This window comes from Haloimpatiens myeolchijeotgali, from assembly GCF_042688525.2.
In the GTDB taxonomy this organism is placed as follows: domain Bacteria; phylum Bacillota; class Clostridia; order Clostridiales; family Clostridiaceae; genus Haloimpatiens.
The window spans coordinates 1,781,612-1,808,114 of sequence record NZ_JBHWAB010000001.1; the positions used below are offsets into that span (position 1 = coordinate 1,781,612).

24 protein-coding genes are annotated in these 26,503 nt (G+C 27.4%); 19 read left to right on the plus strand and 5 right to left on the minus strand.

Annotated elements, in window-relative coordinates:
- The first annotated feature begins 36 nt into the window (after nt 1-36).
- Genes ACFIJ5_RS08005 through ACFIJ5_RS08020 form a run of 4 tightly spaced genes read left to right on the plus strand, consistent with a single transcriptional unit; the run spans nt 37 to nt 4,764 of the window.
- Nucleotides 37-642, plus strand: a complete 606-nt coding sequence (locus ACFIJ5_RS08005) for an SMI1/KNR4 family protein (protein ID WP_379805828.1) — start codon at nt 37-39, stop codon at nt 640-642.
- A gap of 35 nt (nt 643-677) precedes the next feature.
- Nucleotides 678-1,178 (plus strand): hypothetical protein, encoded by a 501-nt coding sequence (locus tag ACFIJ5_RS08010; protein WP_379805830.1) that lies wholly within the window; start codon nt 678-680, stop codon nt 1,176-1,178.
- The gene (locus ACFIJ5_RS08015) at nt 1,138-4,314 is read left to right on the plus strand and encodes a DEAD/DEAH box helicase (protein ID WP_379805832.1); all 3,177 of its coding nucleotides are present in this window, start codon (nt 1,138-1,140) and stop codon (nt 4,312-4,314) included. Before ACFIJ5_RS08010 ends, ACFIJ5_RS08015 begins: the two co-directional genes overlap by 41 nt.
- Before the next feature lie 42 nt (nt 4,315-4,356).
- Nucleotides 4,357-4,764, plus strand: coding sequence for a hypothetical protein (locus ACFIJ5_RS08020; protein ID WP_379805834.1), 408 nt, complete (start codon nt 4,357-4,359; stop codon nt 4,762-4,764).
- A gap of 136 nt (nt 4,765-4,900) precedes the next feature.
- On the opposite strand, the gene ACFIJ5_RS08025 is transcribed toward ACFIJ5_RS08020, so the two are convergent.
- Both ACFIJ5_RS08025 and ACFIJ5_RS08030 read right to left on the minus strand, forming a co-directional pair.
- Entirely contained in the window at nt 4,901-5,548 is a 648-nt protein-coding gene (locus tag ACFIJ5_RS08025) for a flavodoxin (RefSeq protein WP_379805836.1), read from the minus strand.
- A gap of 16 nt (nt 5,549-5,564) precedes the next feature.
- The gene (locus ACFIJ5_RS08030; protein ID WP_379805838.1) at nt 5,565-6,074 is read right to left on the minus strand and encodes a flavodoxin family protein; all 510 of its coding nucleotides are present in this window, start codon (nt 6,072-6,074) and stop codon (nt 5,565-5,567) included.
- A gap of 201 nt (nt 6,075-6,275) precedes the next feature.
- On the opposite strand from ACFIJ5_RS08030, the gene ACFIJ5_RS08035 reads away from it, so the two are divergent.
- The 4 genes from ACFIJ5_RS08035 to ACFIJ5_RS08050 all read left to right on the plus strand — a co-directional run bounded on the left by ACFIJ5_RS08035 (nt 6,276) and on the right by ACFIJ5_RS08050 (nt 10,173).
- The gene (locus ACFIJ5_RS08035; RefSeq protein WP_379805840.1) at nt 6,276-6,869 is read left to right on the plus strand and encodes a TetR/AcrR family transcriptional regulator; all 594 of its coding nucleotides are present in this window, start codon (nt 6,276-6,278) and stop codon (nt 6,867-6,869) included.
- A gap of 103 nt (nt 6,870-6,972) precedes the next feature.
- Entirely contained in the window at nt 6,973-7,704 is a 732-nt protein-coding gene (locus ACFIJ5_RS08040) for a hypothetical protein (protein ID WP_379805842.1), read from the plus strand.
- A gap of 218 nt (nt 7,705-7,922) precedes the next feature.
- Nucleotides 7,923-9,503, plus strand: coding sequence for a NosD domain-containing protein (locus ACFIJ5_RS08045; protein ID WP_379805844.1), 1,581 nt, complete (start codon nt 7,923-7,925; stop codon nt 9,501-9,503).
- Between the two features lie 94 nt (nt 9,504-9,597).
- Nucleotides 9,598-10,173, plus strand: a complete 576-nt coding sequence (locus ACFIJ5_RS08050) for a 3'-5' exonuclease (protein ID WP_379805846.1) — start codon at nt 9,598-9,600, stop codon at nt 10,171-10,173.
- A gap of 130 nt (nt 10,174-10,303) precedes the next feature.
- On the opposite strand, the gene ACFIJ5_RS08055 is transcribed toward ACFIJ5_RS08050, so the two are convergent.
- Together ACFIJ5_RS08055 and ACFIJ5_RS08060 are read right to left on the minus strand one after the other, a co-directional pair.
- Nucleotides 10,304-10,792, minus strand: a complete 489-nt coding sequence (locus ACFIJ5_RS08055) for a GerW family sporulation protein (protein ID WP_379805848.1) — start codon at nt 10,790-10,792, stop codon at nt 10,304-10,306.
- Nucleotides 10,793-10,845: 53 nt separating this feature from the next.
- On the minus strand, nt 10,846-11,379 hold the full coding sequence (locus tag ACFIJ5_RS08060) for a DUF2953 domain-containing protein (protein ID WP_379805850.1): 534 nt from the start codon (nt 11,377-11,379) through the stop codon (nt 10,846-10,848).
- Nucleotides 11,380-11,476: 97 nt separating this feature from the next.
- On the opposite strand from ACFIJ5_RS08060, the gene ACFIJ5_RS08065 reads away from it, so the two are divergent.
- On the plus strand, nt 11,477-12,721 hold the full coding sequence (locus tag ACFIJ5_RS08065) for a methyl-accepting chemotaxis protein (protein WP_379805852.1): 1,245 nt from the start codon (nt 11,477-11,479) through the stop codon (nt 12,719-12,721).
- 390 nt (nt 12,722-13,111) lie between these two features.
- Here ACFIJ5_RS08065 and ACFIJ5_RS08070 read toward each other — a convergent pair whose 3' ends face one another.
- Entirely contained in the window at nt 13,112-13,468 is a 357-nt protein-coding gene (locus ACFIJ5_RS08070; RefSeq protein WP_379805854.1) for a winged helix-turn-helix transcriptional regulator, read from the minus strand.
- 129 nt (nt 13,469-13,597) lie between these two features.
- Here ACFIJ5_RS08070 and ACFIJ5_RS08075 point away from each other — a divergent pair, with 129 nt between their 5' ends.
- The 10 genes from ACFIJ5_RS08075 to ACFIJ5_RS08120 all read left to right on the plus strand — a co-directional run bounded on the left by ACFIJ5_RS08075 (nt 13,598) and on the right by ACFIJ5_RS08120 (nt 26,488).
- Nucleotides 13,598-14,098: a nitroreductase family protein gene (locus tag ACFIJ5_RS08075; protein WP_379805856.1), complete on the plus strand. Its 501-nt coding sequence runs from the start codon at nt 13,598-13,600 to the stop codon at nt 14,096-14,098.
- A 268-nt stretch (nt 14,099-14,366) separates the two neighbouring features.
- Nucleotides 14,367-15,695 (plus strand): acetyl-CoA hydrolase/transferase family protein, encoded by a 1,329-nt coding sequence (locus ACFIJ5_RS08080; protein ID WP_379805858.1) that lies wholly within the window; start codon nt 14,367-14,369, stop codon nt 15,693-15,695.
- A 97-nt stretch (nt 15,696-15,792) separates the two neighbouring features.
- Nucleotides 15,793-17,055 (plus strand): MFS transporter, encoded by a 1,263-nt coding sequence (locus tag ACFIJ5_RS08085; RefSeq protein WP_379805860.1) that lies wholly within the window; start codon nt 15,793-15,795, stop codon nt 17,053-17,055.
- A gap of 309 nt (nt 17,056-17,364) precedes the next feature.
- Nucleotides 17,365-18,768, plus strand: a complete 1,404-nt coding sequence (locus ACFIJ5_RS08090; protein ID WP_379805862.1) for a sigma-54 interaction domain-containing protein — start codon at nt 17,365-17,367, stop codon at nt 18,766-18,768.
- A 147-nt stretch (nt 18,769-18,915) separates the two neighbouring features.
- Nucleotides 18,916-19,602, plus strand: a complete 687-nt coding sequence (locus ACFIJ5_RS08095; RefSeq protein WP_379805864.1) for a response regulator transcription factor — start codon at nt 18,916-18,918, stop codon at nt 19,600-19,602.
- On the plus strand, nt 19,592-20,707 hold the full coding sequence (locus ACFIJ5_RS08100; RefSeq protein WP_379805866.1) for a sensor histidine kinase: 1,116 nt from the start codon (nt 19,592-19,594) through the stop codon (nt 20,705-20,707). The genes ACFIJ5_RS08095 and ACFIJ5_RS08100 overlap by 11 nt, the downstream gene beginning before the upstream one ends.
- A 100-nt stretch (nt 20,708-20,807) precedes the next feature.
- Nucleotides 20,808-21,674 carry an ATP-binding cassette domain-containing protein gene (locus ACFIJ5_RS08105; protein WP_379805868.1) on the plus strand — a complete coding sequence of 289 codons (867 nt, stop codon included), beginning with the start codon at nt 20,808-20,810 and terminating at the stop codon, nt 21,672-21,674.
- Nucleotides 21,674-22,795, plus strand: a complete 1,122-nt coding sequence (locus ACFIJ5_RS08110; RefSeq protein WP_379805870.1) for a hypothetical protein — start codon at nt 21,674-21,676, stop codon at nt 22,793-22,795. Before ACFIJ5_RS08105 ends, ACFIJ5_RS08110 begins: the two co-directional genes overlap by 1 nt.
- A 158-nt stretch (nt 22,796-22,953) precedes the next feature.
- A complete protein-coding gene (locus ACFIJ5_RS08115; protein WP_379805872.1) occupies nt 22,954-24,927 on the plus strand; it encodes a sigma 54-interacting transcriptional regulator in 1,974 nt (657 codons plus the stop codon).
- Nucleotides 24,928-25,255: 328 nt separating this feature from the next.
- Nucleotides 25,256-26,488, plus strand: a complete 1,233-nt coding sequence (locus ACFIJ5_RS08120; protein WP_379805874.1) for an MFS transporter — start codon at nt 25,256-25,258, stop codon at nt 26,486-26,488.
- The last annotated feature ends 15 nt before the right edge of the window (nt 26,489-26,503 follow it).

Below are 26,503 nucleotides of genomic sequence, written 5' to 3' on the forward strand. Positions count from 1 at the left end.
TAATTGAATTAAAAAATAGATATTAGAGGTAGGATTATGATAAAAAAAGAAGATAGAGATTTTGTAAAAAATTGTTTTAAAATATTAAAAGAAAATCATCCAGAAAAATTTAAAATAGGAAATTTATCTACAGAGATTCCACAAGAGATGAGAGATAAGGATAATAATAAATGGAATTTGATAGAATCAAATGTTTTAGAAGAGGATATAGTTAGATTAGAACAAAAATTTAAAGTTAAGTTACCAGAACTATATAAAGCATTTATATCTTCATATTTTTATGTATTTGATAAATTAGAAGGTATAGTTGATAATTATATGTGTTATGATGATTATGATATTAAAGTAGAAATTATGAATCAAACACCAGATAAGCCATTAGATGAAATAGATAATGTATTTAATGAATGCGAAGAACTTTTAAATTTTGGATATATTCCAATAGGCGAAGTAGATTCTTATGGAATTATGTGTTTTGATGTATTAAATGAGTATAGTTTAATATGGCTTGACCATGAAGAATATTATCAATGTGAGAGTAGAGATGAGCTTGAAGAAATAGCAGTAATGGTATTTGATGATTTCAGAGATTTCATGGAATGTTTTTTCTGCGGAGTAAAGTATCGATGTGAAGATATTTAGAGAAGTCAAATGTTGTTCTGAAGGAGTAATAAATTATGAATAATAACGGAATTATAGCGGATAAGGAACTATTAAATTGGTATGAATATTATGCATGGGAAATTTTATCTGAATTAAGAGCAGCAGAAGGATTAGATCATGAAAAAGTAAAAGAAGTTTTTGAAATATTAGAGCAAATGATAGAAATATATAGAAACGAAAATCAAATAGACAAGTTGGTAGCAGAAACATTTGAATTAATACCAGAAAATATAATAGCTATAGGTAAGATAGATATAATAGAAGGGAAGGAAATGCAAATTGTAGGAAATAGATTTTCAGATTATAGAAATATAATATTAAAAAATAAAACAAGTCTTAAGCCTACAATAGTAGATAAACAAATAATAGATGAATTTAGAAAAAATAGTATAGGAAAAAAAGGATTTTTACCTTTAATTAAGAAAAATAATAAATTAGATATGGAAAAGTTAAAAAAGACAATTAAAGCTATGAATGAAAGGTGTTTTTATGGAGCTCAAAAATGGATTATATGAGCAAGTTATTAATGAATTAATAGAAAATAAAATAAATGAGTTAGGTGAAAATCATAAATTTATTGATAAAAAACCTATTGATAAGGCTGAAGGTGGAGGTGTGTTTGCTCAATATTTACGTTCAGTTATTAAAAAAGCATTGAGTTATTTAAAAAAGGGTAGAAATGAAGAGGAAACACTATTAGCACAGATTGATTTATGTAATAAGTTAGTTGAACTTATGAAAAATTATACTAATGAGGATAGTTTAGAGGATTATAAAGTGGATTTGAATGGGGAAATGTTATTTTCTATAAGTGATAAAATTAATAATATTAAGCCACCTAAATTTACTGAGCCGGAATATAGACCAATAACACCTTTAGGTGAAAACTCTCTTTTTACAGGAGCTAAAAATGAGCCAGACTTGGGAAGTGAATTTAGAAAAGAAATACGTAGTGCGGATAGGATAGATATTTTGGTTTCTTTTATTAGATGGAGCGGAATTAGAATGATTATGGATGAACTTAAAGAATTTACTGAAACCAAAAAGATTAGAATCATAACTACTTCTTATATGGGTGCCACAGAATATAAAGCTATAGAGTTTTTAGCTAATCTTCCTAATACTGAAGTTAAAATATCTTATGATACAAAGAGGACAAGGCTTCATGCTAAGGCATATTATTTCCATAGAGAAAGTGGTTTTTCAACTGCGTATATTGGTTCTTCTAATATTTCGAATCCTGCTATGAGTAGTGGACTTGAATGGAATATGAAATTATCAGAACAAACTTCAAAGGATATTTTAGCAAAATTTACTGCTACCTTTGATGCTTATTGGAATGATAGAGAGTTTTATACATTTAATCCTCAAGAGGAAGAAAGTAAAATTGCTTTAAAAACTTCACTGGAATATATAAGGCAAGATAAAGAAGTGGGAATTAAAAGATTTAATTTTGATATAAAGCCATATTTTTATCAAAAGGAAATTTTAGATAAACTTCAAGTAGAAAGAAAGGTACATAATAGATATAAAAATTTAGTAGTAGCAGCAACAGGGACAGGAAAAACTGTTATATCTGCTTTTGATTATAAGAGGTTTTGTGAGGAAGATACAAATAAACAAGCGAAATTGTTGTTTGTAGCTCATAGAAAAGAAATTTTAGAGCAAAGTAGAGAATGTTTTAGAGCAATTTTAAAAGACTATAATTTTGGTGATTTATGTGTTGGAGAACATACACCTGAAAAAATAGATCATTTATTTATATCTATACAATCATTTAATTCTAAAGAGTTTATAAAGAATACTTCTGAAGACTTTTATGATTTTATTATAATAGATGAATTTCATCATGCAGCTGCATCAAGTTATCAGGATTTATTAAACTATTATAAACCTAAAGTTTTACTAGGATTAACAGCTACACCAGAGAGAATGGATGAAAAAAGTGTTTTAGAATATTTTGATAATAAGATAGCAGCTGAAATAAGACTTGGTGAAGCTATAAATAAAAAATTATTGTGTCCATTTCATTATTTTGGAGTTGCTGATTGTGAAGATTTAAGTAATCTGAAATGGAGCAGAGGTGGTTACTTAAAAGAAGATTTAGAGAAGGTTTATACGAAAAATAATCAAAGAGCTGAGCTTGTGGTAAGGAATATAGGTAAGTATGTAAATGATATCAATAAGGTGAAGGGGTTAGGCTTTTGTGTAAGTAAGAAACATGCTGATTTTATGAGTGACTATTTTAACCATATTGGTATGAAATCTATATCTCTAAATAGTGAGTCGTCAATTCAAGAAAGAAATAAAGCAAAGCACAAACTTGTTAAAGGTGAAATAAAGTTTATCTTTGTTGTAGACTTATATAATGAAGGTGTAGATATTCCAGAGGTAAATACAGTTTTATTTTTAAGACCAACGGAATCACTTACAGTATTTTTACAGCAGTTAGGAAGAGGATTAAGATTAAGTGACAATAAAGAGTGTCTAACAGTATTAGACTTTGTTGGTCAGGCACATGCTAATTATAACTTTGAACAGAAATTTAGGGCATTAATTGGTAAAACAAAAGATTCAACAGATAAAGAAATAAAAAATGAGTTTCCGAATTTACCTAAGGGATGTCATATTTACCTTGAAAAAGTAGCTCAAGAGTATATTCTGAATAATCTTAAGAAATCATTAATTAATAAAAATACTTTAAAGAGTAAGATAAGGAATTTTGCTAATGTATGTACTGAAGAATTAAATATAAACAATTTTATAGATTATTATAATTTGAGTTTAGAAGATATTTATAAGAGGTTTAGTTTTAATAGATTATGTGTTGAAGCAGGAGTGAAAGAAGATTTTCAAAATCTAAATGAAAAGGAACTTACAAAAGCATTTTCAAGATTATTACATATAAATTCTATGACTTGGATTAACTTTATTATTAATGTATTAGAAAATATAGAAACTATAGAAGTAGAATCTTTTAATGAAGAAGAAAAAAGAATGCTTTTGATGTTTCACTATACAGTTTGGGTAAAAGTACCATCAGATTTAGGGTTTAATACTTTGAAAAAAAGTATTTTAGCTATCAAAGAAAATAAAGAAATGTATGAAGAAATGTTACAAATATTAAAAATCAATAAAGAGAAAATTGATTTTCTAGAAAAGAAAGTGAATTTAGGAATACCTTCTCCACTTGAATTACACTGTCAATATAGTAGAGATGAGATACTGTCGGCTTTAGGATATTATACAGAGAATAAAAAGCCATCTCAAAGAGAGGGAGTTAAATATTTTAAGAAAGAAAAAATTGACGCATTTTTTATCACGTTAAATAAAAGTGAAAGAGATTACTCTCCATCTACTATGTATGAGGACTATGCTATTAGTGAGAATCTATTCCATTGGCAATCACAAAGTACAACATCAGTAGAATCACAAACTGGTCAAAGGTATATAAATCATAGAAAAACGGGTAATAAGATTTTGTTGTTTGTACGTGAATACAATAAAGTGAATGGTATAACAAGTAGTTATTATTTTTTAGGTACTGCAAATTATATAAGCCATAGAGGGGATAGACCCATAAGTTTCACCTTTAGGTTAGATAATGAAATGCCTGTAAAATTGTTAAACAAGGCAAGTAAGGTCATATAATAAGTTAAGGGAAAATTTTTTAGAAAAGGGGTTGATGTATCTATGTTTAAAAGTTTAAAAACTAAAATTATAATACCAATGATTAGTTTATTGGTATTAATATTTTTAGTTGGATGTTCTGGTGGAAGTTATAAAACTAAAAGTTCTGATGAAAGTAATACAAACAATAGTATGAAGATGTCTTATTCAGATTTTGAAGGTTATAAATTTACTTCCATAAAATTAAAAAAAGGTGATGAATTAAATTTAAATATTAATGTAACTACAGAAGAAGGAAATTTAAAAATAACTTTTGTAGATGAAAATGATAATGAGTTATTTAAGGTAGAAAATCCAAAGGAACAGATCAATAAAACAATTGAAATAAATAAAGATGCTACTTATAAAATAAAAGTTGGAGGGAAACACAAAGGAAGTTATAACATTACTTGGGATATAAAAAAATCATGATATTAGAGATAAAATACGATTATAAGAAGAATAAATATTTAATGCAGAAAACATATATGAAATTTTATTCAATAGGTATTACGCAGCTAACTGTTAAGTTAGTTGTGTAATACCCCTTTGAAAAAACATATAAGTACTAATAAATTCTTTTATAAAGATCCTTCGGTTTTAGATTATTTTTTTTAGCCATGGATTTCCACCCCATATTTGCAGCAGTTTTAAATAAAAACTTAGGCATCTTTGGACTTACAAGTATATTATTCATAGGAGTAGTTGACTCATTTTCAATATCTTTTTTTAGAGATAAGAAAGCGGTATATATAGGTCTTTTCATACGAGAATTTATCGGCATATTTTTAGAACCTCCCATAAATTCACCACCACCTATACCTATACCAAAACGCCAATTAAAGTTTATTCTTTTGGAGTAGTTTTTCAAAATATTAAGGGCTGTTCTATTTTGAGTTCCTTCTAAAAAACCACAATTGACTAATCCGTACATACCAATTCTTGTATTATTTTTTTCTTTAATGAAATCTTCAAAAGTAGCCATAAATTCCAGCATAATACTTGGAAAACAATCTGCATATAAAGGAGATGTAAAAATAATTTTATCAAAGGATAGAATTTCATTTAATAAATTTTTATTTTTCAAAAGATTGCCTACAAAGTATTCTTTTATTTCAATATCAGTATCTAATAGTTTTGTTAATTCACGTACAAGATAGCTAGAGTTACTTCTTTCTTTCCTAGGGCTTCCATTTATAATACATAAATTAATCATAAAAATAACCTACTTTCTATAGATTTTTTAATATTGTTTTAGCTTCTGATATATCTTTAATTATATAAGTTTCATATTCATGAACACATAAGTTGATAGCATTCCCTTTAACTAATTCTTTAAAGGTTTCTTCTTCATCAGGAGTAACATCTTTTCCGTATCCTAAAACTATGAGTTTAAGATGTTTATAATAACGTGGAAGATGATGAAGTTCACCATTAACAGTTTGAAAAAAAGGTAGAAGAATTCCTATAGACCTATCAATAACATTTTTTACATAAGAACTGTAGCATCCGTATTTTATTTCAGTGATAATTACAAATGTACCATTTTCTAAAATATATTTAGGCATTTCAGTGTAAGCATCTTCTATAATACATTTACCAGGAGTTTTAACCCAACAATTAAAGCAGCCTAAACAGGGTTTAATATTATCTATTTCTTTTGAAAATACTTTAGAGTTAGGTGGTAGTAATGATATAAATTCACTTGAATCTTCAACACTTAAATCATGAACTAATAACATGGAAATCCTCCTTTACATTTATATTCATATTGGGGTTTATATTAATAATAAACTAATGTTTTAAGTGTAAACATTGGTTGTAATAGCATTAAGTTTACAGTGTCAACATAATAGTATAATATCATGATATGTTTACAGTGTCAACATACTGTGATATTATATTATTAAATATTAGCTAGATTTTTGAAAAGAGGGTTTTAAATGCAAAAAGATAAATATCATCATGGTGATTTGAAGGAAAGTCTTATAAAAAATGGACTAAAATTATTTAATGAAGTGGGTGCAGAAAAATTTTCAATTAGAAAAGTGGCAAGTTTGTGTAATGTGAGTCATGCTGCACCATACAAGCATTTTAAAAATAAAGAAGAACTTATTAATGCAATATCAGAGTATGTGTTTAATAACTTTAAAGATTCTTTAAATGAAGTGGCAGAAAAGTATAAAGATGATCCATATGAAAGAATTATAGAACTTGGAAAGCAATATGTTTGGTTTATGGTGGAAAATCCAGATTATTTGAAATTTGCTTTTTTAACAAAAAATGAATCTATAACAGTTATAGAAGAAACTGAACTTGAAAGCAGAGAAGATAATGCATTTAATGTATTTGAAAATTGTGCACTTGATTTTTTAAAAAGTATAAATGTGAAAAAAGAAGAATATAATCAAGATATAATTGCTATGTGGTCAATGGTACATGGACTTGCAACTATGCTAGCATATAATACATTTTCATATGAAGGCTGCTATCTTGAATTAGTTGAAAATATATTACGAAAGAATCTTAAATTTTAAATTCAACTTTTGCAGGTAAAGACAGTTGCTGTGGGGAAAATGTTATAATGAAGTATGACAAAATAGTAAAAAATAGACATTTGCTATATGGAGGGGATAAATTATGGATTGGATTACAAAGGAAAGCGATAATTATATTTTTAATTATCATACAGGTTCTATTGCGGAAAAGGAAATAAAAAAAATAATTAGTTTGCAGGAAACTTGTTATGATTTTATTTGTAATTGTTTAAATGTAAAAATGAATATTAAAATTAAATACTATCTATGTGAATCTTCTATAGAAGTTGGTGAATTGTATGGAGACAATGAGCCGTGCAACGGTTTTGCGAGAAAACCAAATGAAATATATGCTGTATATAATGATAAAATTAAATGCATTGGGTTTCATGAAGATGCACATATAATATCATATAATGTAGCAATACCTCCTCAAACATTTATAAGAGAAGGAGTAGCAATGTTTTTTGACAAAGTGTCCTTGAAAATACCTAATTACATTTGGGTAAAATTTTTTATTGATAATAATATGTATGTAAATATACAAGAATTAATAATTAATGAAATTTTTTATAAATACAGTGATTTAATTACGTATCCTATTGCAGGGTCATTTATAGAATATCTTATTACAATGTATGGTATAGAGAAATTTAAAATATTTTATGGTTCACTAAAGGAAGATAATTTTGAAACAAATTTTCTTCAAATATTTAAAATATCATTACCTAGTGCGAATAGAAAATTTATTAAATATATTAACAGTATAGGAAACAATGATACTATTTTTAATATGATAAAAAGTGAATTAGAAGAAAGAAATCTTTTTAAATAATAGAAATTGAAAAAGTTATTTTATAAGAATAATACAGTTATAATTCCTCAAACTTGGGTTTGAGGAATTTTCGTTTGAGATGGTACAATAAATTAAATCAATTACCATAAGTGATTAAAAAAAGCTATGAAACTAAAAAATGTCTTTATCATATTATAATAGTGTAAGAGATTTTAAAATTACAATTATGTTTATAATATGAAGGGAAGTAATATTATATGAGTAGTATAGAAGAAATACCTGCTCAAAATTTTGAAGTAGATAAAAAAGTAATGAATCAAATTGGTAAACAATTTGAATTTAAAGATTTGACAATCAATAGTAGTCAAACAATTAAACTTTTTTTAAATATAGTTAAAAATATGATTATTATGAATATAGATAATTCAAATTTAGAAATTACAGAAACAGTAATTTCTATCAGTGGACTTTCTGCTTTAACTAAATATCATATGTATGAAGATAATTATCATAATCATATTGAATTTATCACAGATAATGAAGGCATGTATAGTTTTAAATTAGATTTATCAAAAACACATTTAATATTTATTCAAACTGATACTTCCACAATATATTTAACAGAAGATGGGTGGAGCGATGAATCTATTGGAAGTTGGAATCCTGAAACTAGACTTGCAACTATTAAAGAGAAAGTTTATGATACTATAGAAATTGATGTAGATAATGTTATAGTAGATGGAAATAATAATGAATTAATAGGTTCAGATTATGGAAATGGAATTTTTATCAATGAAAAACAAAATGTAACTATAACAAGATTTAAAATATCACATTTTACAAATGCAATTTTTGGACAAAGGTGTTTTAATATACAAATAAAAGATAATGATATAAATTATAATACAAATGATGGAGTTTATTTATTTAATTGTTATTATAACGATTTAAGACAAAATACTATATCTTCAAATTCAAATGATGGAATTTGGCTTTCAAATTGTCATTATACTAAAATAAATGATAATGGATTGAATAACAATAATGATGATGGAATTTGGCTAGCTGATAGTCATAATATAGAGATAATAGATAATAAATTAAATTCAAATAGATATAGTTCGGTTTGGTTAACTCATTGTTCCAATATTAAAGTTGAAAGTAATATAACATCTAATAGTGTTTACTATGCAATAAAATTATATTTTTGTATAGAAAGTGCAGTTTTGAATAATTATATTTTGGGAAATCAATATGATGGAGTGGAAGTATACTTTTCTACTAACAGTAAAATTCAAAATAATATAATTGATAATAATAGATATTCAGGAATTAGATTTTATAGTTCAAATTCAAATAAAGTTAAAAATAATAAAATATGTAATAATAGATATGGTATAACATTGTACTATTCTTGTGATAATAAGATATTAGAAAATCGAATTAATTCAAATATTAATAATGGAATATATTCATACAATGAATGTATTAACAATCAAATAATTAATAATGAAATTTTTGATAATAATAATGGATTATATTTGGTATATTCGCATTATAACAAACTTGAGAGAAATGATATAAATAATAATTCAAATTATGGTATATATATTTCAAAATGTAGTTTTAATAAAATATACAATAATAATTTTATTAAGAACTTTAATCATGCTGGAGATTTTGATGGATATAATGCATTTAATATTGAAAAACCATATGGTGGAAACTATTGGGATACTTGGACAGAACCAGATGATAATGATGATGGCTTTGTAGATATTCCATATAAAATTGAAGGTGGAAATGAAGATAAATTACCGTTGACTAAACCTATATAAAATATAGTATTAAGCCATTCGCAGGAATGGCTTAATTTTTATAGTAATATATGCTATTATTTATAAAGAGAATAGTTATATAAAGGAGTTTATTATGAAAAGCATTTTTTTAGATACAGAAACTACAGGATTTGCACCTGGTCAAATAGCTCAACTTACCTATATAATCGAGGAAAATAAAAAACTAGTTGGAGTAAAAAATTATTTTTTTACAGTAGAAACTATGGGAATACAAGCACAACGGGTTCATGGGTTTAGTATTGAGAAATTAACAGTTTTGTCTAAGGGCAAGAGATTTGAAAATTCATTTAGTGAAATAAATAATGATATGAAGGGTGCTGTTTTTATTGCACATAATGTTAAATTTGATAGAAAATTTGTTGAAGCAGAATTTAATAGATTAAATAAAGATTTAGGTGCTAAAAATTATTTTTGCACTATGGAGTATTTTAAGGATATTTTAAAAATTCCAGCTAAACGAGGAAAAGGGTATAAAAATCCTAGAGTAGAAGAGGTAATGGAATTTTATAATATTAATCCTGCTGAAGTTTTAGATAAAACAAGAGAATTATTTAAATGTGATAAGGTAACTTTTCATGATGCTAGATATGATACAGTAGCGATGTATATGTGTTGTTTAAAATCTAGAAATCGAAAAGTTGCTATATAAGAAAATTAGATAAACAAGAAAACAATAGTTATTGAATTTAAAATAGCTAGGTATTTGTATTATAATACGATTACCTAGCTAGTTTTTTAATTTTTAAGGAAGTTAAAAAGATAAAATAATATTTAATAGTTTATTTTGTTTGCTTTTGTTGATTTTGAGCCTTATTTTCTGATTGAGCTTGATTTTGATTTTGTTGTTGATTTTGTTGTTGATTTTGAGCCATATTTTGCGGTTGATTTTGGCCCATATTTTGTTGTTGATTGCCTTGTTTAAAATTATTTATCATTTCAGGGAGTTTATTTACTAAGTCACCCATGACATTATTATTTGATGTATTATTAGCATTACCTTGTTGATTTACTGGAAGCATAGAAACAGAATCTTTATCAATAACTACAACAGAATTAGTTGATATTTTAGCTCCTAAACCAACTCCAGCTCCTTCATTTGTAGTAACAGGGACTTTTTTAGTTGTTCCACTTCCATAACCTAGTGAAACTGATAGAACAGGAACTAAAGTTTTATTAGCTACATTAACAGGAGTACCCATAACAGACTCTGTTTTTACAAAGTTTTGTAAATCTGTGAATAAGGTATCGAGATTTTGAGTATCTTGCATAGTTATTCCTCCTTTAGTTTTTTTATTATATTAATAAATTAATATAAGCATTTTTATTTTTGATAAGCAATTCTATATGATTTTATATATGATGACAATAACTTTATAATTGTTGAAGCAATATTAAGTTTTATAATCCCATTAACATTAAAATAATCATTTTCTGTAACGAAATTTGGATTGTTTTGTATATTTCTTAAATCTATTAATTCTGTAAGTGAATTTATTATTCCATATAGTATTCCTGTTGTTGAGGGATCTCTAAATCCATAAGAAGTGTCAATATTAAGATAATAGGGTTTAATTTGTTGTAAATAATATAATTTATTTTTATTATTTAATTTTTTTGTTTTTTTGTTTTTTGCTTTTATAGGTTTTGATGATATTTTTTTATTAAATAAATATATTGATAGAAAAATGATAGTATTTTTATTCTGTATATTTGCTTTAAATAATGGGTTTAACCAAGTTACTAGAATATGAAAATCAAGATTTTTATCTGAATTAAACATAATTTTAAGTGGAACTACAGCTATTAAGATTAATATTATTAGAAAAATAGATAGTAAAATCCAAATTAATGCCATATTAAACATCTCCATTTGTATTTTGATGTTAATAGTATTGGAGATTATTAAATTAAATATTTTATAAAACTAGTGGGAAAAAAGCCTTATAATTTTTATGTTAGAAAATAAAGACTTTATAGTATGGATATTGTATGATTCAATTAATGATGATGAAGTATTTAAAGATTTGAACAATTTAAGAAATAGTTTGATATTAGTTGGAATTGCAGCAGTAGTTATATGTATTTTTATAGCTTTAGTTATTGGCAAATATATATCAAAACCTATTGAAAGATTAACAGGGCTTATAGATGTTACAACTGATCTTGATTTATCAAATAATTCAGAGTATGACAATATGTTGAAATTTAAGGATGAAACAGGAACTATGGTACGAGCTATTGCTAAGATGAGAAAAGTACTTAGAAATATAGTATGTGACCTAGCGGGTAATTCAAAAGAAGTTTTTACATATTCAAAAGAACTAATGAATTCTATTGGAGAAGCATCTGCATCTATAGATGAAATATCAAAAACTGTAGATCAACTTGCTGCAGGGTCAGTAGAACAGGCAGAAAGTGCTCAGAAAGGAACAAATAAACTTAATATATTTGCTGAAAAAATTGAAGATGTTGTTGCAAGCACAAAATTAATGGAACAATATTCAAGCGAAACAATAATGGCTAATCAAGAATGTCTTGAATCAATTAATGACTTACAAAATAAATTTAGTGAAAATAATAATATGATAGTTGAGGTTGGAAATAATGTCGATAAATTATCTAATCAATCAAATCAAATCAATGATATAGTTAAAACTATAGGAGCTATAGCAGAACAAACTAATCTTTTAGCTTTAAATGCAGCTATTGAGGCTGCTAGAGCGGGAGAACATGGTAGAGGATTTTCTGTTGTGGCGGATGAGATTAGAAAGCTTTCCGAACAAACATCTAATTCCACTATAGAAATATCAAAAATAGTTAGTGATATAGATAATGGTATTTCTTTAACAAAAGGAACAATGGATTCAGCTAAAGTAATTAATGATGATACCAATGAAGTATTGGAAAATACTACGATGATTTTTGATAAGATAGATGCAATATTAGCAAAAACTGTTGAACAAATTGAGAAAGTTTTTGAAAATGTTCAAAGAATTGATACAGATAAAGAAGAAATTTTGTCATCAATTGAAGAAATATCATCTATTTCACAAGAATCAGCAGCAGCAACAGAAGAAATCTCATCTTCAATTACATCTGAATCTAGTGTATTTGAAAATGTATTGAAAACATCCCAAGAGCTTGAGAAGTTAGCTGGAAAATTGGATAGCATAGTTAATGAATTTAATATACGTTAAAATGTGTATTTAAGAATTATATCTAAGAAATCTATGGATAGATTAAGAAACGATACGTACAGTATTGTATGAGAGACGACGGTTAATTATCGTCTCTTATCCTATTTTTTTGTGATAAAATTTCAGGGCAGTACTTAAGTATAATTTATAATTGAACTTTTGTAGTAAAAAAATACTGTTTAGCGAAGGGAAATGATATATTGCGTAAGAAACATTTGAACAAAGTTTACAAGTTCTTAGCTTTACGAATTTGGACAAAGTTATTTTTTAATTACTGATTCCTACGGAATATTAATTAAAAAATCTTTTTTCAATATGAGTAAAGCTTAGAACTTGTTACTGAAGTGAAAGGTTTCTAAGCAAGATATCATTTCCCGTAGCGGTGTTTTTTTACCTGCGAAAGTTGAGTTTATAATAATCATGTCCCCAATCGCACATCATACTAAGAATAGGCATTAAAGTTTTTCCTAATTCTGATAATGAATATTCAACCTTTGGAGGAACTTGAGGGTAAACTTTTCTAATCACTAGATTATCTGCTTCTAATTCTCGCAGCTGCTGTGTAAGCATTTTTTGAGTTATTCTAGGAATCAGTCTTTTTAAATGACTAAATCGTTGAGTTCCTTTGGAACCCAGATGCCAAATAATAATAGGCTTCCACTTTCCTCCGATTAAATCTATTGTAATTTCAAAGGTACATGCATAATTTTTATTCTTAAATTCAAAAGTATTACAATTAGAACTCATAGTTTTCATCCTTTCTACAGTATCCTTTTGGGTACTATGATACAAAATAGTGCGTACTTGTTGTATATAAACTAATTTTTTATAATAATAACATGACGTATAAAAAATATCAATTAGGAGGATGGATCAATGGTTGAAATATTAAATAGAAAAAGCATAAGAAAGTATAAGGATATAAAGGTAAGCGAAGAGATTGTTGAAGAATTACTAAGAGCAGGAATGCAGGCGCCTTCAGCTGGAAATGAACAACCATGGGAGTTTATAGTTTTAAGAGATAAAGCGATCATGAAAAAGATAACAGAAGTACATCCATACTCAAAAATGTTATTAAATACAGATGTTGCAATTGTAGTTTGTGGAGATAAATCAAAAGAATTGTTTAAAGGTTTTTGGGTACAGGATTGCTCTGCTGCCGTAGAAAACATATTGCTAGCAGTTGAAGGTAAGGGTTTAGGTGCTGTATGGCTAGGGGTTTATCCATTAAAAGATAGAGTAGATGCTTTAAAAGATCTTCTAAATCTACCCAAAAGTGTGATTCCTCTATCAATAATTCCTATTGGATATCCAGATGAGCAAAGAGAAGCAGTAAATAGATTTGATAAAACAAGAATACATTATGATAGATGGTAATTAAATAGAAAAATGTGTATCAGTAAGAAACAACAACTGTATATAATTGATACATACCCATGATATAGGTAGTTGAAGAGTTCTTATAAAAACTAGGTATATAGTTGTATATTTTTGATACACTTTTGTAATATTATAAAATATAAAAAAAGGTGGTAAAAGGCTTTAATAAGAGCTTTTTACCACCTTTTTTTATTTTGGCACGCTAGTTGCTATATATGTAAACGTAATAAATAGTACAATAATTAAGTTTGGAGGGGTAATTAAAATGACAGATTATAAAAGTATTTACAAAGATAAGGTTAAAAGTGTGGAGGAATTACTAAAGTTAATAAGGGATAATGATGTTATTTTCGTAGCTCAGGCTGGAGCAGAACCTATGCCTTTGTTAGAAAAACTTCATTTATTAAAGAAATATGGAACAAAAAATGTAGAATTACAAAATTGTTTACCCATAGGAAATTATGAGTTTACAAATAATCCTATATATAAAGAAAATATATTTGTAAATAGTTGGTTTTTTACTTCAGCTTTAAGAAAAGCTCAAAGAAATGGTAATGCTACATTTACACCACAACATGCTCATATAGCTGTATGGAAAAAGCTATCCGCTATACAAGGAAGAAGAAAAATAGTATTTTGCACATGTTCACCTATGGATAAACATGGATATTTATCTTTATCCATTAGTAATATTTACGAAAAAGAACTTATAGATAATGGTGCTTTGATTTTCTGTGAAGTAAATCCTAATTATCCAAGAACTTTTGGCGATAATCTAATTAATGTAAAAGACGTAGAGGTAATAGTTGAGAGTAATAGAAAAGTTCCAGAAATAAACTTAGCACCTTATACAGAAGTAGACAGAAAAATAGGTCGTTATATAGCAGATTTAGTAGAAGATGGTTCAACTATACAATTAGGTGTTGGTAATATCCCTAATGCAGTAGCTGCAGAGTTAAGAAGCAAAAAACATTTAGGTATTCATACAGAAATGTTTACAGAATCTATGGTAGATCTTATTGAATGTGGAGCAGTAGATAATTCTCAAAAGGGATTTTTTAATGAAAGATCTGTATGTGCTTTTGCTTTTGGAAATAAAAAATTATATGATTTTTTAGATGATAATCCAAGTGTATTATTTAAATCTGGTTCTTGGGTAAATGATCCTTATGTAATAGGACACAATAATAAATTTGTATCTATAAATGCATCTTTAGAAATAGATTTAACAGGTCAATGCTGTTCTGAATCTATAGGAAGTATACAATATACAGGTACTGGTGGTCAAGCAGATACTGTAATAGGTTCTCAAAAGTCAAAGGGAGGAAAGTCCATTATAGCTATGCATTCTACTACAGAAATTAAGGATAAAGATGGAAGTAGAAAGACTATTTCTAAGATTAGTCCATTTTTGAAACAAGGTTCTATAGTAAGTTTATCAAGAAATGATGTGGATTATGTAGTTACTGAAAATGGTGTAGCTTGGCTTAGAGGATTATCTGTTAAAGATAGAGTAGAAGCACTTATAAATATAGCTCATCCAGATTTTAGGGATAAGTTAAGATTTGAGGCAAAGAAAAATTATATTTGGTAACTCAACTTTCGCAGGTGAAAAACAATCGCTGCGGGAAATTATATTTTTGTCCTGAGAAAGTTGAATTCGTAATTATTAAAGGAGAGGGGGAATTACCGTGGAAAATAAAAGCAAATTTTTTTATGGTTGGTGGATTGTATTAGTAGCTTTTCTTTCTGTAGGTATAACCTATGGAACTAAGGGAGCTTTTGGAGTTATTCAATTATCTATGTTAAAAGATTTAGGATGGACAAGAGCTCAAGTAGCAGGGGCTTTATCTGCTAATATGTTTATATATGCTTTAGTTGTACCTTTTGCAGGTAGATTTATGGATAAGATAGGAGTTAAAAATATTTTAGTAATAGGAGGAGCGTTAACAGGACTTGCCTATTATTTATTGACTATAATTAAAACACCTATACAATTTTATCTATGTTATGGAATATTATTAGGAGTTGCAGGAACTTGTATGGGTATGGTACCAGGTCCTACAGCTGTAGGAAGATGGTTTGTAAAAAAGAGAGGAAGAGCATTATCTTTAGCCTTGGTAGCATCTCCTTTAGGAGCAGCTATATTTACTGTATTATCTAAAAATTGGTTAAATAGCTTAGGTTGGAGAGGAACTTTCAAAATTATGGCTGTATTAGCCTGGGGACTTGTAATAATACCCTCTATATTATTAATGAAAAACACACCAGAGGATATTGGATTACAACCAGATGGAGAAGAAGCAGTACCTGTGAATAATTCAGGAAATAGTATTAGTTATGAAGATGAAGAGGATTGGACATTAGGAAAATTATTTAAATCACCAAAAGCTTGGACTTTATTTTTAGGATATTTCTTTATGGCGGGTAATGGATGGGCACAAGCTGTGCATCAAGTACCACATCTTATTAATAACGGATTAACTAGGGAAAGTGCTACGAATGCTTTGGCAGCTACTATGTTTTTAAACGTTATTTCTATGTTAATGTGGCCTGCAATTTCTGACTATATAGGTAGAAAGAAGGCTATTATTATAGCATTAGCATTACAAATAATAGGTGGAGTATTATTAATAAATGCTAGGTCAATAGGTTTAACTTATACATTTGTTATAATAGCGGGTTTATCCTATACTGGATGTTATGGTTTATTTAGTGCTTTAGCTGCGGATACTTTTGGTAGAAGAAGCCTTGGAACTGTAAATGGTGTTATGGCTACTTTTGGTTCTTTAGGTGGTGCAGTAGCTATATATCTAGGTGGATATGTCTATGATATAACAAATAGTTATAATATTATATGGTATGCAGGAATTATTGGACTAGTTTTAGCTATAATATTTACTTTATATTTAAGCAAAATATCTGTTGTAAAAAATATAGAAGTTACAAGATAGTTTTCAAAAAGGGGCTGTTGTACTAAGAGTAAATACTGCAATATATTGTATGCAGATTTCTTAATGCAACAGCTCCTTTTATAATATCTATTTTATATAGGTAAAAAAGCATGTATTTGTATAAAAATGTTCTTATGCAATATGTGCCTTTATTTATATATTTAGTATAATTAGTATATTGATTTAATTTGCGCAGTAAAAATACTGCCTAGCGAAGGGAAATGTTTCAGAGCAAGATATCATTTGCCGCAGCGGATATTTTTTATTTTTAAAAGTTGAGTATATTGAATAATAATGGAGTGTGATATTGTGGATGATTTTATAAAGTCTGAAGAATTCTTAGAGTTTTGTCATAAAACCTTTGATAATATGCCTGTAACTATAGATTTTTTAGATAAGGATGGAAGAATGCTTTATATAAACAACGCTTTTGCCGATTTTTTGCAAATACCTAGGGAAGATATGGTGGGCAAAATAGTTACAGATATTAATGCCACTTCAAAATTTTTAGAAAACTTGAAAAAGGGTAAAGCAGATATAGCTATATGTCACCAATTTCCTAATGGTAAGAAGGCTATTGTCCATAGAATTCCTATATTGAATAATAAAGGAGAAGTAGTTGGTGGCTTTGGCATGATTGTTTTTGGGGAAATTGCAGAAGTGAAAAAATTAGTAGAAAAGTTTGATGTTATAAATAGAGAACTTAGTTTATATAAAAACTATGTTAATAAATTTAATATGGCTAAATATTATGTTAGTGACATAATTGGAGTAAGTGATAAAATTGAAAAATGTAAAGATCAAGTTAAGAAATTCTCTAAGGTAGATCTTAATGTTTTAGTATCAGGGGAAAGTGGAGTTGGTAAAGAACTATTTGTACATGCCATACATAATGCGAGTGAAAGAAAAAATAATCCCTTTATAACTATAAACTGTTCTGCTATACCAGAGAACTTAATAGAGTCAGAATTGTTCGGTTATGAAAAAGGTGCTTTTACAGGAGCTAAAAAAGGGGGAAATATAGGAAAATTCGAATTAGCTAATAATGGAAGTATTTTCCTTGATGAAATTGGAGAAATGCCTTTGTATATGCAAGCAAAACTTTTAAGAGTCATTCAGGAAAAAGAAATAGTACGAGTAGGAGGAGATAGAAATATTCCTATAGATGTTAGAGTGTTTAGTGCTACTAATAGGAACCTTAAAAATATGGTGAAGGAAGGTAAATTTAGAGACGATTTATATTATAGGCTTAATGTATTATCTTTAGAAATACCACCTTTAAGAGAAAGAAAAGACGATATACCTCTACTAACAGAACGATTTCTAAGAGATTTCTACAAAAAATCTGGGATTTTTAGATCTTTTTCAGATAAAGCTATGCAGAATTTTATTAATTACGAATGGCCTGGTAATATAAGAGAGTTGAAAAATATTATAGGAAAAATATGTGTGAATACAGAAGAAAAACTAATAAATGAGAAGGATTTGCCAGACTATATTTATAAATCAAACTATAATGAAAAGTATAAAATAGAAGATATAGGATTAGGAGAATATTTAAATTCTTTAGAAAGAGATATTTTAAAGGACATGTTAGTAAAATATAATAACAACAAATCGTTAATATCTAGAAAATTAAAAATACCAAGAATAAGTTTATATAGAAAATTAGAAAAGTATAATCTTACAGTAAATACAGAAGATATTTCATAAATAAAACTAGGAATGGTTTAACAAATGTAATATGATTAAAAAAACATTTTTGAGGTATTGTTCAAAAAATGCTATAATAATACATGCAAAAATAGGATTCAAATAAAAAATTTGGTTAATATTTGAGCTATAGAAGTGGGGGATACAATGGATAAAATATTGATTATTGAAGATGATGCTGATATAAGAAAGATTTTAAAAATTTATCTTGAAGGAGAATCTTACGAGGTTCGGGAAGCAGAAAATGGTGCTGAAGCAATGAAGCAATTGACTAAACAACCAGATCTTATTATTTTAGATTTAATGCTTCCGGATACTGATGGATTAAGTATATGTAAAAGTATTCGTAAAAAATACCATTATCCTATTATCATGGTTACAGCTAAAAATGCAGATCAAGACAAAATATTAGGTCTAAGTTATGGTGCGGATGATTATATTACAAAGCCATTTAATCCTTTAGAAGTGGTTGCAAGGGTGAAGGCGCAATTGAGACGTTGTAAAGAATATGATGAAAATGCAATTGATACAGATAAGATTTATCATAAAGGACTAATTTTAAATAAAAAAAGCAAACAAGTAATTATTAATGAAAAAGAGATTAAGCTTACTCCTACTGAATTTAAAATCTTAGAAGTTTTATTGCAGAGAAGGGGAGAAGTTTTAAGTGGAGAGGAATTGTTTCATTTGATTTGGGAGAATGAGTATTACTCTAAATCAACTAATACTATTACTGTTCATATACGAAATTTAAGAGAAAAAATGGGAGATTCTCCTGAAAAACCAGAATATATTAAAACAGTATGGGGGGTGGGTTACATCATTGAAGCATAAAAAATGGAAATGGAATTATTATATTATTGCATTTATAGCTTTTATACTCATAGTGTTGTTTATTGATTCATATTTAGAAGGCAGTGTGGCAGAATACTTTGTAAGAACAATACTTGAAGATAGAGAAGAAGTAATTCTATATAATGGACATCATGCAGTAAGAGGAAATTTCAGATGGGATAGATTAAGAGGAATATTAACATTTATGGCAGTAATGTTTTTTTTAACAGTGGAAATAAGTATTTATTTAGCTTCTAAAATATCTAGAAATCGTGAAAAAAAGAAAGTAGTAGCTCAAATAGAGGAAAGACTATGTCAGTTTAAAGATGAAAAAAATCCTGTTGAAGTTCAAGAGTTAAAGCCCATTGATGTAGAGATTAAATCAATTTTAAACGAAAAAGTAAAGATAGAACAAGAAAAGCAAATAGAAATTCAAAAGAAAGATGATTTGGTTACATATTTGGCGCATGACTTAAAAACGCCGTTAACCAGTATTATTGGATATCTGAATATTTTGGAAGAGTCTGAAGTTCCACAAGAAATTCGGAAAGATTATTTAAAAAAAGTTTTGGATAAGGCTTATCATTTAGAGGAGTTAACTAATCAATTTTTTGATATTACAAGATTTAATCTTCAAGAAATTCCTTTAAAGAAAACAGAAATGGATGGAGAATTTTTCTTACAACAGATAACAGACGAGCTTTATCCGCTGCTCATACCGAAAAAGTTACAAATAAATTTAGATGTATCACCAAATTTTAGAATATATGGTGATGGTAACTTTTTGGCAAGAGTTTTGAATAATTTGATTAAAAATGCTATTAGCTATAGTAATAAGGAATCCACTATTAAAATTACAGGTAAAGAAGATGAGAAAATAACCATTATAACTGTAGAAAATGATGGTGATATTATATCTGATCAAGAACTCAAATTAATATTTCAAAAGTTCTACCGCAGAGATAAGGCAAGAAGTCAATCATCCGGTGCAGGATTGGGACTTGCTATTGCAAAAGGACTTGTGGAACGTCATGGTGGAACATTAAAAGCAAAAAGTGTAAATGGTCACACAACATTTAGTATTCAGTTACCAAAATCTTTATAAAATCTTTATAAAATTTATATAAAGCATAAATAAACCTTTGTCCAATCATTGATAAACTAGTGATAGGACAAAGGTTTATTTATTTTTAGGAGGTTTCAAAATGGAATTAAGAATTGAAAAAGTGACAAAAGAATTTAAAGATTTAAAGGCTGTAAAAGATGTTGAGTTAAATTTTACACCAGGTATATGGGGACTTTTAGGACCAAATGGTGCTGGAAAAACCACATTAATGAGGATGATGGTAGGAAATTTGAAGCCTAGCCAAGGAAAAATCTATTTTGATGGTAATACAATTTCTAGTTTAGGAGGAGAATATTTAGGAAGAATAGGATATTTACCTCAGCATTTTGGATATGACAAGAATCAAAGTGTGGAAGATTTTCTACATTATATAGGTTCACTAAAGTGTATTGACAAAGCCACAAGAAATAAACATATTACAGATTTGTTAGAACAATTTAATTTATCAGATGTAAAGCGTAAAAAAATAGATAAGTTATCTGGCGGGATGAAAAGAAGGGTAGGCATTTGCCAGGCTATGCTCAATAATCCAGATATATTAATTGTTGATGAGCCCACGGCAGGTTTGGATATAGAAGAAAGAAGAAAATTTCGTCAATATTTAACAACGATAAGCAAGGAAAAGATTGTTATTCTTTCCACTCATATTGTATCTGATATAGAATTTATTGCAAATTATCTTATATTGATGGAAAAAGGAAAAATTATTGAATCAGGAGAAAGTCATACACTAATAAATTCTATTGATGGTATGGTTTTTGAAACAGTTGTACAAGAGGTAAAAATGCATAGTATAGAACAGCAATATCCCATTATGAATTTTCGTAATGAAGGAAATGGATTAGTGACCATTCGATATATTGCTAAATCACCATTGGAGAACAGCAAGCTAGTGAAACCTAATTTAAATGACTTCTATCTTTCAAAGGTAGAGGAGGTTCAATAATGGATTTGTTTATTTATGAATTGAAACGTAGATTATTTACAAAATATGTACTGTTTTCTATGCTAGCTACTTTGATTATAACCATAGGATTAAATTTTATTATAGTAAATGATCAAAAGGATATTGCGCCTAGATTACAGGAAGAAGCTGTATATGAGGGAAAGATTAAAGAAGAGAATCTTCTTTTAGCATTAAGGAAAGTTCGAGATGAAAAATCTGAAGAGCAACGTTATAATTCACAAGTTTTTATAATTGAGAATCTTATTAAAAACTATCCTGGAATTTTATATGAAGATAGTAAAATTGAAAATTATCCCGATAAATATGCAAAAGAGTTTTATAATTGTTGGAGAAGTAAATTTAAGATGTTAATTAGAAAACTTCCAACATCACAACAGCAATCTGCGCTCAAAAAATTAAACAAAGTGAAAAATCCCTTTACACAGTATCCTGGATATTATCTTTATTATACTGCACTTGAAAATATACAAGTACTTTTTATTTTTATTCTATTTTTAGTAACGTTCTTTTCTTCAGGAACGTATTCTGAAAGTTTTGAAGATGAAAGCATGGAAATTATTAGTGCTACAAAAGATTATAAAAAGGATATGATAATCAGAATTTTACCAGTAATCTTTTATGGGATTTTATTGACAATGATTGCTGCTTTAGGAACAGTAGGAATGATTAGTTCTGTTGTAGGTTTGAAAGCATTAAAAAGCAGTTTTAAGATGATTGCTTTATTTTCTTTTGGTAATTTTTCTATAGGACAAGGTATTATAGTTATGGTATTGGCAGAAATTATCGGAATTCTGGCTATATCAACTTTAATGGGATACATTTCTTTTAAAACAAAGAAAACAACTACAGCTATAGCTTTAGGTGTTGGTTTAAATGTATTTTGTATGATAGGAAGTAAAGTTTTTTCATCCTCAACAAAGTTTATGAAGTATTTACTAAATGCAATTCCTATGGCAAGTTCTCAGGTACCATTCAGTTTAAATGGATTTTCTATCAATCTTGGAATGTGGGAACCATATGCAATTATGCTGGAAATTTCAGTGGTATTTGTGTTATCTAGCATAATATTAGTTGTTTCAATCAAGATGGAGGAGAACTAGAGTATAATTGTAGTTGTATCAGATTTCTGTTTTTTTAGTCATAATATTTATTGAGTATCAACAAAATATTACATTGTTTGATATAATATTTATATATAAGAATAACTATAGAAATTTTTATAAAGCAACGTTTGGTGGGAGTGATTATTCTGAAAAAAGTGGTTATAGTAACAGATTTTGAAGGTGAATTATCGATTGAATTAGAAAAAAATTTAAAATTTGTATTTCAAGACAAAGTTGTTATAGAGAATTGCTATTTAGATACTATGGATAAAAATCATATAATAGATGGTGATGTAGTACTTTTTATGCTTGAAAACAGAATAGAGAAAACCATCAATAACATAAAAAATTTGAATAATGTAATAGTAATATCTAGAACTATTCTTGAAGAAAAAGCCATAAAAATATTAGAGATACCTAGTAATAGCAAAGTGCTAGTTGTAAATGACTATTATGAAACAACTCTTCAAGTTACAGCATTGCTGTATAAACTGAAATTACGAGATTTGCAATTTGTTTCATATAAAGAAGGAAAGGAATATAAAGATATTAATTATGCAGTAACAGTTGGAATTAGTGAAAGAGTACCTTCTTATATAACTAATATTATTGATGTTGGTGTAAGATGTCTTGATACGTCTACTTTTATATTTATAATAAATAAACTCAAAATGAATGATTCAGATGTTCACTATAGATTATTGAAGTATATAAGTAAAATTGTTACAGTGGATGAAGGGATTAAGGAGCAATACAAAGAGTTATTTAAAAAAAATGAAAGACTTAATTCTATTTTAGAAAAATCCAATGATGGTATCATACTTGTAAACAACAAAGGAAATATTCTACTTTGTAATGATAAGTGTAAAGAAATGATAGGAAATAAAAAACTAAAAGAAAGTAAAAATATTAATGATATATTTCACAGTCAATTTTTAAGTTTAATCAAAAGTGAAGATATTGATAATGAGATTATAGAAATAAATAAAAAATTTATAATGGTATCAGTTAAGACATCTACTTTATATAATGATGTTTGGGAAAAAATTATTATTTTAAAAAATATAACTTATATAAAGAAGCTGGAGCAAACTGTAAGTGAAAAATTAAAATCTACAGGACTTACAGCAAAATATACATTTGATAAAATTATATATTATTCAAAAATAATGGATGAGTGTATAACAACAGCTAAAAGATTTGCTACAACGGATAAGACAATATTGATTTATGGTGAAAGTGGAACAGGGAAAGAACTTTTAGCACAATCTATTCATAGTAGTTCTAAAAGAAAAAAGCAGCCATTTGTTGCTATTAATTGTGCAGCACTTCCTGAAAGTCTTCTAGAGAGTGAGCTTTTCGGTTATGAAAAAGGAGCTTTTACTGGTGCAAGGAGCGATGGGAAAAAAGGATTATTTGAACAAGCTAATAATGGAACTATATTTCTAGATGAAATTGGTGATATGCCATATACACTTCAATCAAGACTTCTAAGGGTAATTCAAGAAAGGCAGGTTATGAGGATAGGAAGTTATAAAGTAATTGATATAGATGTTAGAATAATTGCTGCCACTAATAAAAATCTTATGGATAAAGTGGATAAAGGTAATTTTAGAGAAGATTTATATTATAGATTAAATGTCTTTCCTTTAAAAGTTCCACCGTTAAGGGAAAGAAAGGAAGATATATTACCTCTTTTTAAAAAATTATCTAATGAATATGAAGAAATTAAGGATAATATAAAAGAAGCTTTGCTTAATCATCAATGGAGAGGTAATGTGAGAGAACTTAAAAATGTTGCAGAGTACTATTCACTTATGAAAAATACTTCAAATCCTCTTCCAGAAATATTTTTTATAAAAAAAGAGAAAACTAAAAAAGATACATTAGATAAGAAAATACTTAAAATAATATGTGAATTTTCTAATGAAAATAGAGGTATCGGTCGAGAAAAACTGGTAGAAGAATTTAATAAACAAAATAAAGATAATGAAATTACAGAATATAGGTTGAGAGCTATTTTAGAAAATCTTAAGAATAAAGGATATTTAGATAAAAAAATAGGTAGAAAAGGTTGTATAGTAACATTGAGTGGTATGGAATATATAAAAAACAATAAGGAATATTAAAATAAATAACTAGCATATTGGCTAGTTATTTATTTTAATATTCCTAAATTTATCTGGATGAAAAAAGTGGATTATGGATTAAAATATATAATCCACTTTTGAAAAAATTAATATAATAAATTTAAAGAAAACAAGAGATAGTAGTGCTTTTGATAAAAAATTCATAAAAAAAGATATTGGCATGGAATTTGCTCTAATAATTATTAGAAACAAGCTGAAGGGAGGAAAAATTAAGTAATATTATAAAACGGAATCATCTTAAGTACACAATATGTGGTGTATCAAAAATCTTTTGAATTATTCTAATAATAATGAGGAGTGGTTAAACATGAGCAAAAAGATCAATAAAAATTGGATCACGTTATTAATATTAGCTTTGGCAGGAGGGCTTGTATATAAGATACCTTATTTAAAATATTCTTATTATGATGCTCTTGTAAAAGCACTTAATGTTTCTAATACAGAATTAGGGGTTTTAGTTAGTTCATTTGGTATGGCTTCTATGGTCTGTTATTTTCCAGGAGGTTGGATTGCCGATAGATTTAGTCCGAAAGCATTGTTATCGTTTTCGTTCATTTCAATGGGTATTTTAGGTCTTATTTATTCCACATTTCCTCCATACAATGTTGTTTTATTAATACATATAGCTTATGGAATGATAATCTGTTTGACCTATTGGTCTGTGGCAATTAAAGCTGTAAGATTATTAAGTAGTGGTGGAGATTTAGGTAAAATGTTTGGTTTCTGGGAAGGTGGAAAGCAAATTTCTGGTTTGATTATTTCTTATTCTGCACTTGCTGTATTTGCTCAATTTAATGAGGCTAAATTAGGAATATCTACTATAATTGTAATATATTCATGTGTTCTTATCTCAGTTGGTATTGCTCTTTTATTTCTTCTTAAAAATATAAAACAATCAGAGAAAACAGCTATTTCAATAAAGGATGTATTTACTATTATAACTGATCCAAAAGCTTGGCTTTTAGGTTTAATGATATTCAGTGCATATCATTTCCACATAGGATTAAATCTCGTAACGCCATATTTAACTAAAGTATTTGGACTTTCAACTGCACTAGCATCAGGTATATCAATGTTTGTATTGTATGCAGTGGGATTCTTAGGAGCAGCATCAGCAGGAATATTTGTTGATAAGGTTGGTTCTACATTAAAGGTTGTTAGATATATGCTTTTTGTAGCTATTGCCTCACTAGTAGCATATATTTTAGTTCCTGCTAATTCAAGTTTATTATTTGTAGTAATAGGATTGTGGGCAATAGCTCAATATGCAAATTTTTCTATAAGAGGAGTATATTTCTCATCATTAGATGAAATTAATATATCTCCTGAAAAAACAGGAATATTTATAGGGTTTGCTTCTTTTATAGGGTTTATACCTGATACTTTTTTACATATAGTAAACGGAAAGATACTTGATAAATTTCCAGGTGCTATGGGATTTAAAATTAATTTTGCATATATGCTAGTTATGGTAGTTATATGTTTACTTGTAGTATCAGTATTATATAAAAAGGCAAAATCTATAAAAGCAAAAGCATAAAAATAAATTATATTA

Bases quoted from the DNA above. Each gene is read 5' to 3' on its own strand.
- ACFIJ5_RS08005 (WP_379805828.1), top strand. From the start codon at position 37: ATGATAAAAAAAGAAGATAGAGATTTTGTAAAAAATTGTTTTAAAATA.
- ACFIJ5_RS08010 (WP_379805830.1), top strand. From the start codon at position 678: ATGAATAATAACGGAATTATAGCGGATAAGGAACTATTAAATTGGTAT.
- ACFIJ5_RS08015 (WP_379805832.1), top strand. From the start codon at position 1,138: ATGAAAGGTGTTTTTATGGAGCTCAAAAATGGATTATATGAGCAAGTT.
- ACFIJ5_RS08020 (WP_379805834.1), top strand. From the start codon at position 4,357: ATGTTTAAAAGTTTAAAAACTAAAATTATAATACCAATGATTAGTTTA.
- ACFIJ5_RS08025 (WP_379805836.1), bottom strand. From the start codon at position 5,548: ATGATTAATTTATGTATTATAAATGGAAGCCCTAGGAAAGAAAGAAGT.
- ACFIJ5_RS08030 (WP_379805838.1), bottom strand. From the start codon at position 6,074: ATGTTATTAGTTCATGATTTAAGTGTTGAAGATTCAAGTGAATTTATA.
- ACFIJ5_RS08035 (WP_379805840.1), top strand. From the start codon at position 6,276: ATGCAAAAAGATAAATATCATCATGGTGATTTGAAGGAAAGTCTTATA.
- ACFIJ5_RS08040 (WP_379805842.1), top strand. From the start codon at position 6,973: ATGGATTGGATTACAAAGGAAAGCGATAATTATATTTTTAATTATCAT.
- ACFIJ5_RS08045 (WP_379805844.1), top strand. From the start codon at position 7,923: ATGAGTAGTATAGAAGAAATACCTGCTCAAAATTTTGAAGTAGATAAA.
- ACFIJ5_RS08050 (WP_379805846.1), top strand. From the start codon at position 9,598: ATGAAAAGCATTTTTTTAGATACAGAAACTACAGGATTTGCACCTGGT.
- ACFIJ5_RS08055 (WP_379805848.1), bottom strand. From the start codon at position 10,792: ATGCAAGATACTCAAAATCTCGATACCTTATTCACAGATTTACAAAAC.
- ACFIJ5_RS08060 (WP_379805850.1), bottom strand. From the start codon at position 11,379: ATGGCATTAATTTGGATTTTACTATCTATTTTTCTAATAATATTAATC.
- ACFIJ5_RS08065 (WP_379805852.1), top strand. From the start codon at position 11,477: ATGTTAGAAAATAAAGACTTTATAGTATGGATATTGTATGATTCAATT.
- ACFIJ5_RS08070 (WP_379805854.1), bottom strand. From the start codon at position 13,468: ATGAGTTCTAATTGTAATACTTTTGAATTTAAGAATAAAAATTATGCA.
- ACFIJ5_RS08075 (WP_379805856.1), top strand. From the start codon at position 13,598: ATGGTTGAAATATTAAATAGAAAAAGCATAAGAAAGTATAAGGATATA.
- ACFIJ5_RS08080 (WP_379805858.1), top strand. From the start codon at position 14,367: ATGACAGATTATAAAAGTATTTACAAAGATAAGGTTAAAAGTGTGGAG.
- ACFIJ5_RS08095 (WP_379805864.1), top strand. From the start codon at position 18,916: ATGGATAAAATATTGATTATTGAAGATGATGCTGATATAAGAAAGATT.
- ACFIJ5_RS08105 (WP_379805868.1), top strand. From the start codon at position 20,808: ATGGAATTAAGAATTGAAAAAGTGACAAAAGAATTTAAAGATTTAAAG.
- ACFIJ5_RS08110 (WP_379805870.1), top strand. From the start codon at position 21,674: ATGGATTTGTTTATTTATGAATTGAAACGTAGATTATTTACAAAATAT.
- ACFIJ5_RS08120 (WP_379805874.1), top strand. From the start codon at position 25,256: ATGAGCAAAAAGATCAATAAAAATTGGATCACGTTATTAATATTAGCT.